Origin of the sequence: Achromobacter deleyi (assembly GCF_013116765.2) — a bacterium.
Lineage (GTDB): Bacteria > Pseudomonadota > Gammaproteobacteria > Burkholderiales > Burkholderiaceae_B > Achromobacter > Achromobacter deleyi_A.
On record NZ_CP074375.1, the window covers coordinates 4934016 to 4947709 of the forward strand.

General features: G+C 65.2%; 13 protein-coding genes. 5 read left to right on the top strand and 8 right to left on the bottom strand.

Going from position 1 to position 13694, the window contains the following annotated elements; translation table 11 throughout:
- Positions 1-79: 79 nt before the first annotated feature.
- The 3 genes from HLG70_RS22325 to HLG70_RS22335 form a co-directional block, all read right to left on the bottom strand.
- Entirely contained in the window at positions 80-934 is an 855-nt protein-coding gene (locus tag HLG70_RS22325) for a cysteine hydrolase (RefSeq protein ID WP_171667034.1), read from the bottom strand.
- Positions 935-1181: 247 nt separating this feature from the next.
- Entirely contained in the window at positions 1182-1799 is a 618-nt protein-coding gene (locus HLG70_RS22330) for a TetR/AcrR family transcriptional regulator (RefSeq protein ID WP_171667033.1), read from the bottom strand.
- 128 nt (positions 1800-1927) lie between these two features.
- Entirely contained in the window at positions 1928-4102 is a 2175-nt protein-coding gene (locus tag HLG70_RS22335) for a malate synthase G (RefSeq protein WP_171667032.1), read from the bottom strand.
- Between the two features lie 238 nt (positions 4103-4340).
- Here HLG70_RS22335 and glcC point away from each other — a divergent pair, with 238 nt between their 5' ends.
- The gene (glcC, locus tag HLG70_RS22340) at positions 4341-5105 is read left to right on the top strand and encodes a transcriptional regulator GlcC (RefSeq protein WP_171667031.1); all 765 of its coding nucleotides are present in this window, start codon (positions 4341-4343) and stop codon (positions 5103-5105) included.
- 30 nt (positions 5106-5135) lie between these two features.
- Here the strand turns inward: glcC and HLG70_RS22345 are convergent, their stop codons facing one another.
- The 5 genes from HLG70_RS22345 to HLG70_RS22365 form a co-directional block, all read right to left on the bottom strand.
- Complete coding sequence (locus HLG70_RS22345) at positions 5136-6254, bottom strand: saccharopine dehydrogenase family protein (protein ID WP_171667030.1); 1119 nt, start codon at positions 6252-6254, stop codon at positions 5136-5138.
- Between the two features lie 202 nt (positions 6255-6456).
- A complete protein-coding gene (locus HLG70_RS22350) occupies positions 6457-6849 on the bottom strand; it encodes a DUF4148 domain-containing protein (RefSeq protein ID WP_171667029.1) in 393 nt (130 codons plus the stop codon).
- A gap of 373 nt (positions 6850-7222) precedes the next feature.
- On the bottom strand, positions 7223-7627 hold the full coding sequence (locus tag HLG70_RS22355) for a DUF1090 domain-containing protein (protein WP_171667028.1): 405 nt from the start codon (positions 7625-7627) through the stop codon (positions 7223-7225).
- A gap of 98 nt (positions 7628-7725) precedes the next feature.
- On the bottom strand, positions 7726-8652 hold the full coding sequence (gene ubiA, locus HLG70_RS22360; protein WP_171667027.1) for a 4-hydroxybenzoate octaprenyltransferase: 927 nt from the start codon (positions 8650-8652) through the stop codon (positions 7726-7728).
- Positions 8653-8851: 199 nt separating this feature from the next.
- A complete protein-coding gene (locus tag HLG70_RS22365; RefSeq protein ID WP_171667026.1) occupies positions 8852-10048 on the bottom strand; it encodes a PLP-dependent aminotransferase family protein in 1197 nt (398 codons plus the stop codon).
- Between the two features lie 147 nt (positions 10049-10195).
- Between HLG70_RS22365 and HLG70_RS22370 the strand changes: the two genes are divergently transcribed.
- The 4 genes from HLG70_RS22370 to HLG70_RS22385 all read left to right on the top strand — a co-directional run bounded on the left by HLG70_RS22370 (position 10196) and on the right by HLG70_RS22385 (position 13693).
- Complete coding sequence (locus HLG70_RS22370; protein WP_171667025.1) at positions 10196-10681, top strand: GAF domain-containing protein; 486 nt, start codon at positions 10196-10198, stop codon at positions 10679-10681.
- Positions 10682-10995: 314 nt separating this feature from the next.
- Positions 10996-11889, top strand: a complete 894-nt coding sequence (gene dapA / locus HLG70_RS22375) for a 4-hydroxy-tetrahydrodipicolinate synthase (RefSeq protein ID WP_171667024.1) — start codon at positions 10996-10998, stop codon at positions 11887-11889.
- A gap of 123 nt (positions 11890-12012) precedes the next feature.
- Entirely contained in the window at positions 12013-12789 is a 777-nt protein-coding gene (locus HLG70_RS22380; RefSeq protein ID WP_171667023.1) for a sterol desaturase family protein, read from the top strand.
- The gene (locus HLG70_RS22385) at positions 12749-13693 is read left to right on the top strand and encodes a fatty acid desaturase (protein ID WP_171667022.1); all 945 of its coding nucleotides are present in this window, start codon (positions 12749-12751) and stop codon (positions 13691-13693) included. Before HLG70_RS22380 ends, HLG70_RS22385 begins: the two co-directional genes overlap by 41 nt.
- The last annotated feature ends 1 nt before the right edge of the window (position 13694 follow it).

The window sequence follows — 13694 nt, forward strand, 5'->3', positions numbered from 1 at the left end:
AGCAATACCGCGCATCACGGCCGCCTTGCCCAAGCAGGCGGCCGTTGTCATTGCGGGCGGGAACTGCGCGCGCGGCGGTTCAAGCCAGCGCGCGAGCCATGTCCGTGCTGGTGCGCTCCTGCACGCCCAGATCCCGCATGCGCTGGAGAAAGGACGCTTGCGCATCGGCAAAGCCCGCGACGGGACTCATGCAGTCGGTCAACAACACGATGCGCGACAAGTTGCCGCCGGGCAGGTGCTCGGCCATGTGTTCGACCGTGGCCTTGACGCAGTGGCTGCCGGCCTCGCCCGCGACGAGGATGAGCTCGGCCCGATCCAGCGAATCCAGCAGATTGCGGTTCAACTGGCTGCGAGGGTCGTCGGCGTCTGGCACCTCGGCCATCAACGCGCTGTAGTGTTCGGTCCAGGGATTCGCGCCCTTGGGCACTTTGCGGACGATGAGCTGGCGCTCGTCTTCCCAGCGGCCATACGCGGCCCTCAGGTCCGCGTGCACGTTGTGGCCCCAGCTGCCGATCTCGCAATGCACGGGCCACACCATCAAGGTGTAGCGGCCGCGGGCCTCGAGCTCGTCCAGATAGGTAAGCGTCCGCGGCAGGTCGTCCTCGTGACGGGGCTGGAACTCGCCCGCGCGCAGTTGTGCCGCGGTGATGGGAGTGAACGGCGCCACGGGATCGCCGTTGCCGGCGCGCCAGAAGGTCGGGTGCGCAATGTCCAGCCGGTGGTGTGAATCCAGCGTCACCGTGATGGACGTGAGCGCATGGGCAGTCGCGTCGATAAAGCGAGCCAGCCGTTGCATGTCGGCGTGCGCGCCCGGAACCGGCAGCGCAGGCTGGACGGGGCGTCCGGTCAGCGGGTCGGTGGGCAGGTAGGCCTCGGGAAGATCGCAGAAATCATTTTGCGGGTCGAGGATCAGCAGATGGATGGAGCGCGGCATGACGTTGTGGACAAGGTGGAGTTCGGAATATAGACCGGGATGCCACCCGTTCACTAGAAGAGTACGAGATGTTCGGCGCGGTCGGGCAGCTGGCGCAGCAGCGCGCGCCATTGCCGCCAGAGTATGGCCGTTGCGCCGATGGCGCCTGCTGGAATAAGAATCCACATGGCTTGCTCCTGCCAATATTCGCACGATCGTGCGAAATTAGTCGAAAGAAACGCCGGCCTGGCGCCGACGAAGGGTGGGACTACTCGATGTACTTGAAGCTGCGATACGTGGAAATCAGGCGTTCATAAGCGGCCTTGACCCGCTCGTGCGCTTTCGGGTCGCGCAGGAAGCGGGCATCATGCATCAGGCCGATCATCAGGCTGTAGACCTCGAACACCAGCTGTTCGGCGTCGGTGTCCGGGCGCAGGTGGCCGGCCTCCAGGGCCTGGACCACTGTGCGCACCATGGCGGCGCGCCAGCGTCGCAGGTTGTGCTCCAGCACGGAGCGCAGCGGCGACTCGACGTCGTCGTACTCGAAGGCGCCAGCCACATAGATACAGCCCGTCAGCATCTCGACATTGCTGGCGCGTTCTATCCAGAGGGACACCAGGGCGTTCAGCCTGGGCAGGCCGCGGGGATAGGCCATGGCCGGCGTGAACACGGCGGCGATGAAGCGGCGGTCGTATTCGTCCAGCACGGCCTGTTGCAGGGCCTCCAGCGAGCCTACGCGCGAGAAGACGCCGCTCTTGCTGATGCCCAGGTGCTTGGCGACCTGGCCCAGCGACAGGCTTTCCATGCCCTGCGCGGCGGCCATGTCCAGGGCCGCGTCCACGATGGCCGCAAAGGTCAGTTCGCTTTTCTCGGTTTTGGCAGTCATGCAAGGAATTTAGCACGGTCGTGCGAAAATGGCGCGATTTTTCTGCATTGGCCGGCGCGATACCCCGCGAACAAAGAAAAACCGGACAGCCTGGGCCGTCCGGTCAGGGTATCGCGCGGGGGAATGGCTCAGGCTTGAGCGGCCTTGAACTCCAGGCGGTACTTGTGGAGCAGCGGCTCGGTATAGCCATTGGGCTGCGTCAGGCCCTCGAACACCAGCGCGCACGCGGCCTTGAAGGCCAGCGAGGTGTCGAAGTGGCCAGCCATCGGTTGGTAGAGCGGGTCGCCCGCGTTCTGGCCGTCGACCACCTTGGCCATGCGCTTGAAGGTCTCCAGCACCTGGTCGCGATTGGTGATGCCGTGGCGCAGCCAGTTGGCGATGTGCTGGCTGGAGATGCGCAGCGTGGCGCGATCTTCCATCAGGCCCACGTTGTGGATGTCCGGCACCTTGGAGCAGCCCACGCCCTGGTCGATCCAGCGCACCACATAGCCCAGGATGCCTTGAACGTTGTTGTCCAGTTCCTGCTGGATGTCGGCCGCCGACCACTTGGAGGGATCGCCGACCGGAACGGTCAGGAGGCCAGCCAGCAGATCGTCGCGCACGGCGTCCAGCTTGGTGCGCTCAAGCTCCTGCTGGACCGCTTGCACGTCGACCTGATGGTAGTGCAGCGCGTGCAGCGTAGCGGCCGTGGGTGAGGGGACCCAGGCGGTGTTGGCGCCGGCCTTGGGGTGCGCGATCTTCTGCTCCAGCATCGCCGCCATCAGATCGGGCATGGCCCACATGCCCTTGCCGATCTGGGCGCGGCCGCGCAAGCCCGTATCCAGGCCGACCAGCACGTTGTTGCGTTCGTAGGCGGTGATCCAGGCGGTGGACTTCATGTCGCCCTTGCGCAGCATGGGGCCGGCTTCCATGCTGGAGTGCATTTCGTCGCCGGTGCGGTCCAGGAAGCCCGTGTTGATGAAGGCCACGCGCGCGGCGGCGGCTTCGATGCACGCCTTCAGGTTGATGCTGGTGCGGCGTTCTTCATCCATGATTCCCATTTTCAGGGTGTTGCGCGGCACCTTGATCAAGTCTTCGACGCGGTCGAAGAGTTCGCTGGCGAACGCGGCTTCGGCCGGGCCGTGCATCTTGGGCTTCACGATGTAGACGGAGCCCGTGCGCGAATTCAGCTTGATGCTGCGGTCCTGCAGCGCGGCCAGGCTGGTGACGACGGCGTCCAGGATGCCCTCGGGGATCTCGCGGCCGTCGCGGTCCAGGATGGCCGGGTTGGTCATCAGGTGACCCACGTTGCGCACGAACATGAGCGAACGGCCATGCAGCTTCAGCGGCGCGCCGTCCGGACGGGTGTACTCGCGGTCGGCGTTGAGCTTGCGGGTGAACGTCTTGCCGCCCTTGGTGACATCTTCGGTCAGGTCGCCCTTCATCAGGCCGAGCCAGTTGCGGTAGATGTGGACCTTGTCCTCGGCGTCGACGGCGGCGACGGAGTCCTCGCAGTCCATGATGGTGGTCAGGGCGGCCTCGACCACCACGTCCTTGACGCCGGCGGCGTCGGTGCCGCCGATGGTGCTGGCGCGATCGATCTGGATTTCGAAATGCAGGCCGTTGTTCTTCAGCAGGATGGCCGTGGGGGCGGCGGCATCACCCTGGTAGCCGGCGAACTGCGAGCCGAACTTCAGGCTGGTGGCGCCTTTGGCCAGCGCGATGCGCAGCTGGCCGTTTTCAACGGTGTAGCCGCGAACGTCGGCATGCGAACCCTGCGCCAAGGGGGCGGCGGTATCGAGAAAGCTGCGCGCGCGCGCGATGACGGCGGCGCCGCGTTCCGGGTTGTAGCCTTTGCCCGTGTCGCCCGGCGTAGCCGGGATGGCGTCGGTGCCGTAGAGCGCGTCGTACAGGCTGCCCCAGCGCGCATTGGCGGCGTTCAGCGCGTAGCGCGGGTTGGACATCGGCACGACCAGCTGCGGGCCGGCTTGTTGCGAGATCTCGGTGTCGACGTTGTCGGTGGTGGCGCGCACGGCTGCGGGCTGCGGCAGCAGGTAGCCAATGCCCTCCAGGAACTTGCGGTAGGCGGCCGGATCGGCGATGGGGCCGGGATTGGCGCGGTGCCAGGCATCGAGCTCGGCCTGCAGGCGGTCGCGTTCTGCCAGCAACGCGCGGTTCTTGGGCGCCAGATCGTGCACCAGGGCCGCAAAACCCTGCCAGAAGCCGTCGGCATCCAGGCCAGTGCCGGGCAGCGCTTCCTGTTCGATGAATTGATTGAGATTGGCCGCCACTTGCAGGCCGTGGTGCTGGATGCGTTGAGTCATGCGGGTCTCTAGCGGTAAGTAGGGCTGGCCGACGCCGGGCGCCGGGCGAATCTGTCCTGACATCATCGTTCGCGCCTGCAGCATTGTCCATATCAAAACCAGCTGGTCATACCAGTTTATTCACCCGCAGGTAGGCAAACCAATAATTTTTATGGTGTTATATCAGCTACTTACAGAGGCTTGGCCGAGCCGCGCCCACCAGGGCGGCGCTTGGTCATACCACTGGCCCGGAGAACGCATGTACGCGGAAACAGAAGAAAAGCCCCGCCAGGTGGCGGACGAAGTGGCTGAACGGATCGAGCGCCTGATCCTGGACGGCGTGCTCAAGGCCGGCCAGGCCCTGCCGTCCGAGCGGCGTCTTACCGAAAAGCTGGGCGTATCGCGCACGGCGCTGCGCGAAGGGCTGAAGCTCCTGCGGGCGCGCGAGATCATTCATACCGCGCAGGGCAAGGGCTCTTTCGTGGCGCATATCTCGAAGGTGGATGCGGGACCGCTGATGCATCTGTTCAATTCGCAGCCGCGAACGCTGTACGACCTGCTGGAAGTGCGCTCACTGCTGGAGGCCGAGTCGGCCCGGCTGGCGGCCATTCGCGGTACGGAGGCGGACTTCATCATGATCCGGCGCCGCTATGAGGAGATGGTGGCCGCGCAGGGCACGGCCACCGATACGGCGACGCACGCGCATCTGGACCACGCCTTCCATCTGGCGATCTGCGAGGCTTCGCACAATCCGGTGCTGGTGCATACGCTGCAATCGCTGACGGACCTGCTGCTGGGGTCGGTCTTTGCCTGCGTGAACAACCTGTATCACCGCCAGCCCGAGAAGCGGCAGATCGACCGGCAGCACACGCGGCTCTACAACGCGGTTATCGGGCGTCAGCCCGAGCAGGCGCGCAAGGCCGCGGCCGATCACGTGGACAGCGTGCGCCAGAGCCTGTCGGATATCGAACAGGAAGAGCAGCGCCTGGTGCGCGCGACGTTGCGTCTGGAAGGCTGGACGTAGCGCCGCGCGCCGCCGGGCGCGATGGCTTGCTCAGCGGTCGGCCACGGCGCTGCCGGCCAGCGCCAGCGGCTTGCCGGCGTAGATTCTGCCGTAGCGGTTGTTCAGCAAGGCATCCAGGTCTATGGCTTCCTGGCCCACGAATCCCTGCTGCGGCAAGGCGCCTTGCGCCACCAGGTCCAGCGCGGCGCAGATGCCTGCGGCGGTGGACAACTGGATGGCGCTCAGGCGGTGGCCATCGACATCCGCGCCGAACACGCGGATCGGATAGGACTCTTCTTCCAGGCGTCCGTGGCGGTAGCCCGACGCCGAGGCCTGGATGACGATCACGTCCTGTTCGGTGGTGGGAATGGCCGACTCAAAAATATCCTTGAGCAGGTCGCGGCGGTCTCGCAGGCGCAGGTCATTGAGCAGCAGCTTCATGATGTTGCAGTGGCCGGGGTAGCGCACCGACTTGTAGTCCACATTGCGCGCGCGGCCCAGCAGGGTGGCGGGCAACGTGCCCAGCCCGCCGGAGGTATTGAAAGCCTCGTACTCCACGCCGTCCAGCGCAAACGTTTCATAGCCTTCCAGCGCAGGCACGCTGGTGAGTTTCCCGTCGACGATGGCCTCGCAGGGGTTGCAGTATTCGTTGATCAGCCCCTCGGTGCTCCAGGTCAGATTGTAGCGCAGGCTGTTGGACGGATAGCGCGGCAGGGCGCCGACGCGCATGCGCAGATCCAGAAGGGTGTCGAAGCGGCGCGCCAGCGTGTTGCCGACGATGCCGATGAAACCGGGCGCCAGGCCGCATTGCGGCATCAGCACGCTGCGGACGTCTTTGGCCAGCGCCTGGATGGCATGGGTGCTGGCGACATCTTCAGTCAGGTCGAAATAATGCACGCCTGCTCTTGCGCACAAGCCGGCCACCGCGGTGGCGCGGTGGAACGGCAGTGCGTTGACCACGGCATAGGCGCCTTCGATGCAGCGCGCCACGGAGGCGTCGTCGTTGATCTGGCGCGTCTCGCATCCCAGTTCCGCCAGTACCGCCAGGCGGCCGGCATCCTGGTCGGCAACCAGCACGGAATAATCGCCGCTGCGTTCCAGCATCAGCGCGATGGCGAAACCGATTTTCCCGGCACCCAGCAAAACAATGGGCTTGGCGGTGGTGGACATGGTGCTGCTCCTGCATGTGAGAGGGAGGGGGTGGCCTCATCCTATGCGGGAGCGCTGTCGATTTGTAGATCAGAAAATGTCGTAACGGCTTAAATTAACGTCGTTATGACTTAATTAGATGTCGAAATGACAAAAACAAAGCCCTCCGGCTTGTGGCCGGAGGGCTTTGGATGGGGCTGTCACGGCCTGTCCGGCCAGTGAATCAGCTGCCCATGGGGGGGTAGTCCATGTTGCCGAAGGTCACCAGACCTGCAGCCTTGGCTTGCGCCAGTTGCGACTGGACCTGGGCGCGGGTCAGCGACGTGGCGGTTTCCGCGGCGGCGACGGGCGGGTAGTCCAAGTTGCCGAAAGTGACTTGGCCGGCGTTCTTGGCCTGGGCCAGTTCAGCCTGCACTTGCTGCGAACTCAGGCTGGACTTCTGGGCGATGGCGGCGGGGTAGCCTTCTTCGCCGAACGTGTATTGGCCCGAGACCTTGGCTTGCTGCAATTCGGCTTGGACCTGGGCGCGCGTCGGACCTTGATCGGCTTCGGCGGCTTGGGCGCCGGCAGCCAGAACGGACATGGACAGCATCAATGCGGTAGCAAGGGTTTTCATAGCAGACCTCCGGTGTCTTGTGAGCTTGGGATCCGAACCTCTGGCCTCATTGCTGGGGGTTCGCTTGCTGTTTCCCGATGAGATGCATTCTGTGCCTAAACAATCCTGGGATAAACCCTTATTACCTGAAAACATCTTTCCAAAATACGCACTAATCGGTTTCCAATTCACCAAATGACGCCATAGGTGGTGATATTTCCATTTGATGACGCAATGGGTAGTGGCCGGCGACGGCCGGTTTGCTGTTTGGCGGGAGGGGGATGGACCAGAGATGCGCAGCCCCGGGGCTCGGGGGTGGCCAATGCGGAAAGGGGGCGCGGCAGGCCGGCAGCCTGAGGCAGAGGGCCTCAGGGACCGGGGCCGCGCAAGCCGGCTAGCGGTTCAGTTCGGCCAGCGAGGCGTCGTATTCCGCCTGGGCTTCGTCCAGCTTGCGTTGCGCCTTGTCGATCTTGTCCTGCTTGCCCTTGGCGCGCGCTTCCTTCAATTCCTGCTGGCGCTCGGACACCTTCGACTGCTTCTCGCGGACATCGGCTTCGCGTTGCGATTGCAGGCGGCCGTCGGTGCAATGCGCCTTTGCCTCGGCCAAGGCCTTGCGCAGGCCGGCTTCGCGGCGCGTGTTGTTCTGTGCCTGGGCGGCGGCGATGTCGTTTTCGATCTCGCAGAACTTGGCGGCGCAGCCGCGCTGCGCGGAGCAGTCGGTGGCGGCCTGCGCCGGCAGCGCGCCGAGCAGGGCGGCTGTGGCTGCGGCGGCGGTCAGGGATTTGATCAAAGAGGGCATGCGGTAGCTCCGGGGCGTGTTGCGGAAAGCACATAATCGCCCGCGCCGGCGTTGCCCGCAACGTGCAAGGTCAACGCCGCCGCATCAAGCCCACCACATCAACGAATCAGCGTGCCGGCCAGCGCGGCGGCGACCAGCAGGGCGCCCAGCCACAGGTTGGCGCGGAACAGCATGAAGTTGCGGTCGGGCCGCTGGATGTCGAACACCTTGAGCTGCCATGCCAGATGCAGCGCCACGGCGGCGATGCCCACCTGGTAGGCCCAGGACAAGCCCATCGCGTAGCCGCCCCAGGCCCACAGCGCGACGGTGGCGATGTAGAAGCCGCCAATCCAGAGCTTGCCTTGGTCGCCGAAACGCATGGCGGTGGAATGCAGCCCCAGGCTGCGGTCATCGCGCACGTCCACGTAGGCATAAATGCTGTCGTAGCCCACCTGCCAGAGCACGGCGCCCAGCCACATGGCGACGGCTGCCAGCGGCACATGATTCTGCGTGTCCGACCAGGCCATGAGCATGCCCCAGTTGAAACAGATGCCCAGCACCACCTGCGGCCAGTAGGTGACGCGCTTGCACAGCGGGTAGATGAAGACAAAGGGCAGCACGGCCACCGCCAGCCAGCGGCTCATTTCGTTCAGGAAGAACAGCAGCGATCCGCAGACCAGCAACTGGCCGATGAGGAACCACACGGCGTTCTTCATTGACAGCTGGCCGCTGGTCAGGGGACGGAAGCGCGTGCGTTCGACATGCTTGTCGAAGTTGCGGTCGCACATGTCGTTGACGGTGCAGCCGATGCCGCGCATCAGCAGCGCGCCCAGCGAAAACACGATCAATCGTTGCAGGTCGGGCAGGCCGCCGGCGGTCTGGATTAGCGCGGCGATTGCGGGCAGCAGGGTCAGCCAGGTGCCGATGGGGCGATCCAGGCGGCACAGGCGGGCGTAGGGCCGCCATGATTTGGGTAGCCAGCGTTCGACCCAGTCGGTGAAGACGATGTCGCTGAGATCGACGGGAGGTTGTTGCGAGGCGCTCACTGTCACGGCCAAAAATGGTCAGGAAAGCCGACAGCATAAAACAACAGCGCTCGGAAGTTGCCCAGCCGCTGCACATTCGAGGCCGCCGCGTCAGGTGCGGCCGATGTGGCCCAGGCGGGGCCACCGCGGAGCCGGCTTTGCCGGTCCGCCTGCGGCGCGCCCTTGAAGGGGAAGCGCCGCAGGCGCTTCGGGGGTGGGCCTATTCCGCCTTGAGCAGTTTGCCCAGGATGGCGATGCCGGTGCGGATCTTGTCTTCCGGGACGGTGGCAAAGCTCAGGCGCAGCGTGTTGCGCTTGGCGGCGCCGCTGTAGAAGGGCGCGCCGGGCACGAAGGCCACGTTCTGCGCGATGGCCTTTTCCAGCAGCTTGGTGCTGTCGATGTGCTCGGGCAGGGTCAGCCAGATGAACATGCCGCCTTCGGGCTTGGTCCAGCTGACCGTGGCCGGGAATTCCCGCTTGATCGCTTCCAGCATGCAGCTGCCCTGCGCACGGTAGATTTCGCGCACGTTGGGCAGGTGTTCGGCCAGGAATCCGTCCTTGACGATCTCGTACACGGCCATCTGGGTCAGCGTGGGCGTATGCAGGTCGGTGGCTTGCTTGGCCTGCACCAGCTTGTTGATGAGCGGGCGCGCGGCGGCGATGTAGCCCAGGCGCAGGCCGGGGGCCAGCACCTTCGAGAACGTGCCCAGGCGCACGACGTTGGCGCCGTATTCAGCGGCCAGCGCGATCAGGCCCGGCTGCGGCTCGCCTGCGTAGCGCAGTTCGCCGTAGGGATCGTCTTCGACGATGGTCAGGTTCAGTTCCGCGGCGCGCTTGACCAGCGCGATGCGGCGTTCCAGGTTGAGCGTGCGGCCCGTGGGGTTCTGGAAGTTGGGCAGCGCGTACAGGAAGCGCGCGCCGTCGGCCAGTTCGGGGGTGATGGCTTCCGGGATCAGGCCGCCTTCATCGGTGGGCACGGGCACGAACTTGGGCTGGTACAGGCTGAAAGATTGCAGCGCGCCCAGGTAGCTGGGGTCTTCGACGAGCACCTTGCTGTCCTTGTCGATCAGCACCTTGCCCAGCAGGTCCAGCGCCTGCTGCGAGCCCGACACGATCAAGACCTGGTCGGCGGCGACATTGGCGCCGGCGCTGTTCAGGTCGTCGGCAACCCATTGGCGCAGCGGCGCGTAGCCTTCGGTCGGGCCGTATTGCAAAGCCGCGCGGCCGTTGGTGGCCAGTACCTTGTCGAATGCCGCACGCACCACTTCTACCGGGAAGCCGCCGGGCGCCGGCAGACCGCCCGCGAACGAAATGACCTCGGGGCGCTCGGTTACCTTGAGGATCTCGCGGATGGCGGAGCTGGTGAGTTGCTGGGCGCGTTCCGAGAAGGAAAACGCAGGTTCGAAAGGCTTGTCCATGGAGTGCTTCTTGATCAAGAAGGGTGGGAGGGGTGAGGCGTTCGTCAAAAAAGTATTGTCCCACACGGTAACAGCCCGGCCCCTTTTACGTGCGGAACCCCTAAAATCACCTGCATCGATAACCGCCTGTACAGTTACATCTTCCCTATGTTCGAAGCCGTTCCGATCGTCGCCGACTCCAAGGCCGCCCTGTATGCCGAACTGGCCGTCCAGGCCCGCGCGCTGCTGGAAGGCGAACCCGACCGCATCGCCAACGCCGCCAACCTGAGCGCGCTGGCCTATCAGGCCTTGCCCGACCTGAACTGGGCAGGCTTCTATTTCTTCGATGGCACCGAGCTGGTGCTGGGCCCCTTCCAGGGCAAACCCGCCTGCGTGCGCATCCCGCTGAACCGCGGCGTGTGCGGGGCGGCCGCCAGCCAGCGCCAGACGCAGCTGGTGCCGGACGTGCATGCGTTTCCCGGCCATATCGCCTGCGACGCCGCGTCGCGTTCCGAAATCGTCGTGCCGCTGGTGCATCGGGGCGAGCTGATTGGCGTATGGGATGTCGACAGTCCCGTGCCCGACCGCTTTGACGAAGACGACCGCAAGGGCATGGAAGCCCTGTGCGCGGTGTTCCTCGCCACGCTCGCTTGATCCGGCCGCGCTGCCGTTGACACGGCGGCACGCGCCCGGTAGATTTCTGCATCCGTCGCCAAACGCGCCCGTCTCATTCATGATTCATCAGGCCATCCAATCCGCTTCCTGCATCCGCGCCCTGTGCGTGGTGCTGGCTGGCGCCGGCCTGAAATCCAAAAAACAGCCGCTCATCTGACCGGAGCAAGCTGTTCCGTCAGATGGGCGACGGAACAGCGGCCTCCTGGCGGCGCCTTGGCGCCTCTGCGCGCACCTCTAGTATCCCGAGCACTTCTGTACGGTCCAACCACGGTCCATACCGAAGGAGTGTTCACATGCAATCACATCAATCTCTGTTCCAGGGCGTCTGGGTGCCCCTGGTCACGCCGTTCTCTGGCGGCGCGGTGGATGGCGGGGCGTTGCGCCGCCTCGTGCGCCACTATGCCGCGGCGGGCGTGGACGGGCTGGTCGTGTGCGGCAGCACCGGCGAGGCCGCGTCGCTGGATGACGCCGAACAGCTGGCCGTGCTGGACGCCGTGCTGACCGAGGCGGGCAAGCTGCCCGTGGTCATGGGCCTGGCGGGCAATCATCAGGGGCATGTGCTGCAACGCCTGTCGGCATTTGGCACCCGGCCGCTGGCGGGCATTCTTGCGCCCGCGCCGTACTACGTACGCGCAGGGCAGGAGGGCGCCGCAGCCTACTTCCGCTGCCTGGCCGATGCCTCGCGCTTTCCCCTGGTGCTCTACGACATTCCGTACCGTACCGGCACCACGCTGGACACAGCGACCTTGCTGGGGCTGGCGGCGCACCCGAATATCGCGGCGATCAAGGACTGCGGCGGGTCGCTGGAGAAGACTCTGGCGCTGATCGCCGACGGGAAGATGGACGTGCTGGCCGGCGAAGACCTGCAATCGCTCTCGGTGCTTTGCCTGGGCGGCAGCGGGATGATCGCCGCGGCCGCGCATATCCGGCCCGACCTGTTCGTGGCGATGCATCGGGCGGTGCGCGCGCAGCAGCTGGATCAGGCCAGGAAGCTGTTCCAGGCGCTGGTGCCGGTGATCCAGCTGGCCTTCGCGGAACCCAATCCCGGTCCGCTCAAGGCGCAACTGGGGCGCCAGGGCCTGCTTTCCGAAGAACTGCGCCTGCCGATGCCGGCGGCAAGCGCGGCGCTAGCCGCGCGCATGGATGCGGCCGTAGCGGGCTTGAACCGCCAGTTTCCCTGCCAGTAGGCGGAAGTTGACCCGCGGCCCGTCAGCTTTGTGGCGTCCGGATTCATTTGGTAATAATTGACTTACCGGGAAGCTGACGGATTGCTTATGATGCCGCCATTCTCGGGGTGAAACAAAACGTTCATGGCGCAAGCTTTTGAGGCCTTGTCCGCCTGGCAAGTCATGCTGGCGGGCCTGCTGTTCTTCAGCGGCATCTATCTGGTCTTCGGTGCGGTCACCTGGCTGCTCACGCAGCACGTGCTGCCGGCGATGGGTATCGGCCGCCCGCTGGATCCGCGGCCCCTGGCGCCTGGTCAGTTGCGTCGCGAATTCGCCCAGTCCGGCCTGTCCGTCCTGTTGTTCGGCACGGGCATGATCTTCCCCTGGGGCCTGCTGCAACTCGGGTGGGCGCAGCTGGATCCGGATGCGGGCTGGCGGAAGATCGTGGTGGAAATCCTGGTGCTCGTGGCGTGGAACGACGTGCATTTCTGGATCAACCACCGCCTGCTGCACACCAAGCTGCTGCGCCGCTTTCACCTGCCGCACCACCGCTCGGTCGTGACCACGCCGTTCTCCACTTACAGCTTCCATCCCATCGAAGCGCTGATGCTGGGCAATGTGATCATGCTGCCGATGGTGCTGCACGACTTCAGCTTCTGGTCGCTGGCGTCGGTGCCGCTGTTCAGCCTGTTCTTCAATTGCATCGGACACGCCAATTACGACTTCTTTCCCAAGGTGTCGTATGCGCACTGGTTCGCCGCCAGCCGCCGGCACCACCTGCACCATGCCTGCTACAACGGCAACTATGGCTTCCAGTTCACGTTCATGGACCGCCTGTTCCGCACGCGGCTGACGGCCGAGGCGGCAGAGCGCCAACTGGATGCCTTCCGGCAGCGAGAGTCGCTTGGCGGACGGGCCTGAGGCGCGGCCTGGCTCGCGGCGCCGGCTGCCGTCGCTGCGCAACCGGCGCGACTGGCAGAGCCTGGCCTACCTGGCCGCGCTGCCCGCGCTGGCGGCCTGGCAATGGATCAATGGATTCTGGTGGCCGCTCTATGCGCTGATGCTGTTCCTGACGCTGGGCATAGGCGTGATCCATCACAACCACACGCACATGCGGATGTGGCGGGGCCGCTGGACCAACCGCGCCACGGATTTCTGGATCACCCTGCTGCAAGGGCATCCGACCTTTGTGTTCTATCCGGCGCATGTGGCCAATCACCATCGCTACAAGCACGGCGCGCGCGACGTGGCGCGCACCTACCGCTTCGGTGGCGATACGAACCACCTGTGGGGCTACGTGATTCATCCGTTGCAGGCCGGCTGGGTGCTGTATCCGCTGTTCTTCGCATGGCTGGGCCGGCTGCGCCGCCACTGGCCGGGCGCATGGCGCTACTGCATGGCGCAGTACGGCGTGTGGCTGGGCCTGTGGGCCGGGTTGCTTGCCCTGAACCCGGCGAAGGCGCTGGTGTTCGTGATCGTGCCGCAGTTGCACGGCCTGCACTGGCTGCTCGCTACGAACTACCTGCAGCACGCGCATGCGGACGGCGGTCCGCGGCACGTTGCGGGATTGAATTACGCGCGCAATTTCGAGGGTCTGGTCAACCCGCTGCTGTTCAACATCGGCCTGCACACCGCGCATCACGAGCATCCGCGCGCGCACTGGTCCGAACTGACCCGCCTGCATCGCGAGCACTACCGCAGCCGTGTGCTTCCCGCATTGAACGAACGCGGGCTTACGCCCTATATGTTCCGCGTTTTCGTGCTGGGCTCCGTGGTGCCGCGATTCCGCAGCCGTTCCTGCATGGCGCCCGAGCACGTACGCTAGC

Bases quoted from the DNA above. Each gene is read 5' to 3' on its own strand.
- HLG70_RS22325 (WP_171667034.1), bottom strand. From the start codon at position 934: ATGCCGCGCTCCATCCATCTGCTGATCCTCGACCCGCAAAATGATTTC.
- HLG70_RS22330 (WP_171667033.1), bottom strand. From the start codon at position 1,799: ATGACTGCCAAAACCGAGAAAAGCGAACTGACCTTTGCGGCCATCGTG.
- HLG70_RS22335 (WP_171667032.1), bottom strand. From the start codon at position 4,102: ATGACTCAACGCATCCAGCACCACGGCCTGCAAGTGGCGGCCAATCTC.
- glcC (WP_171667031.1), top strand. From the start codon at position 4,341: ATGTACGCGGAAACAGAAGAAAAGCCCCGCCAGGTGGCGGACGAAGTG.
- HLG70_RS22345 (WP_171667030.1), bottom strand. From the start codon at position 6,254: ATGTCCACCACCGCCAAGCCCATTGTTTTGCTGGGTGCCGGGAAAATC.
- HLG70_RS22350 (WP_171667029.1), bottom strand. From the start codon at position 6,849: ATGAAAACCCTTGCTACCGCATTGATGCTGTCCATGTCCGTTCTGGCT.
- HLG70_RS22355 (WP_171667028.1), bottom strand. From the start codon at position 7,627: ATGCCCTCTTTGATCAAATCCCTGACCGCCGCCGCAGCCACAGCCGCC.
- HLG70_RS22365 (WP_171667026.1), bottom strand. From the start codon at position 10,048: ATGGACAAGCCTTTCGAACCTGCGTTTTCCTTCTCGGAACGCGCCCAG.
- HLG70_RS22370 (WP_171667025.1), top strand. From the start codon at position 10,196: ATGTTCGAAGCCGTTCCGATCGTCGCCGACTCCAAGGCCGCCCTGTAT.
- dapA (WP_171667024.1), top strand. From the start codon at position 10,996: ATGCAATCACATCAATCTCTGTTCCAGGGCGTCTGGGTGCCCCTGGTC.
- HLG70_RS22380 (WP_171667023.1), top strand. From the start codon at position 12,013: ATGGCGCAAGCTTTTGAGGCCTTGTCCGCCTGGCAAGTCATGCTGGCG.
- HLG70_RS22385 (WP_171667022.1), top strand. From the start codon at position 12,749: ATGCCTTCCGGCAGCGAGAGTCGCTTGGCGGACGGGCCTGAGGCGCGG.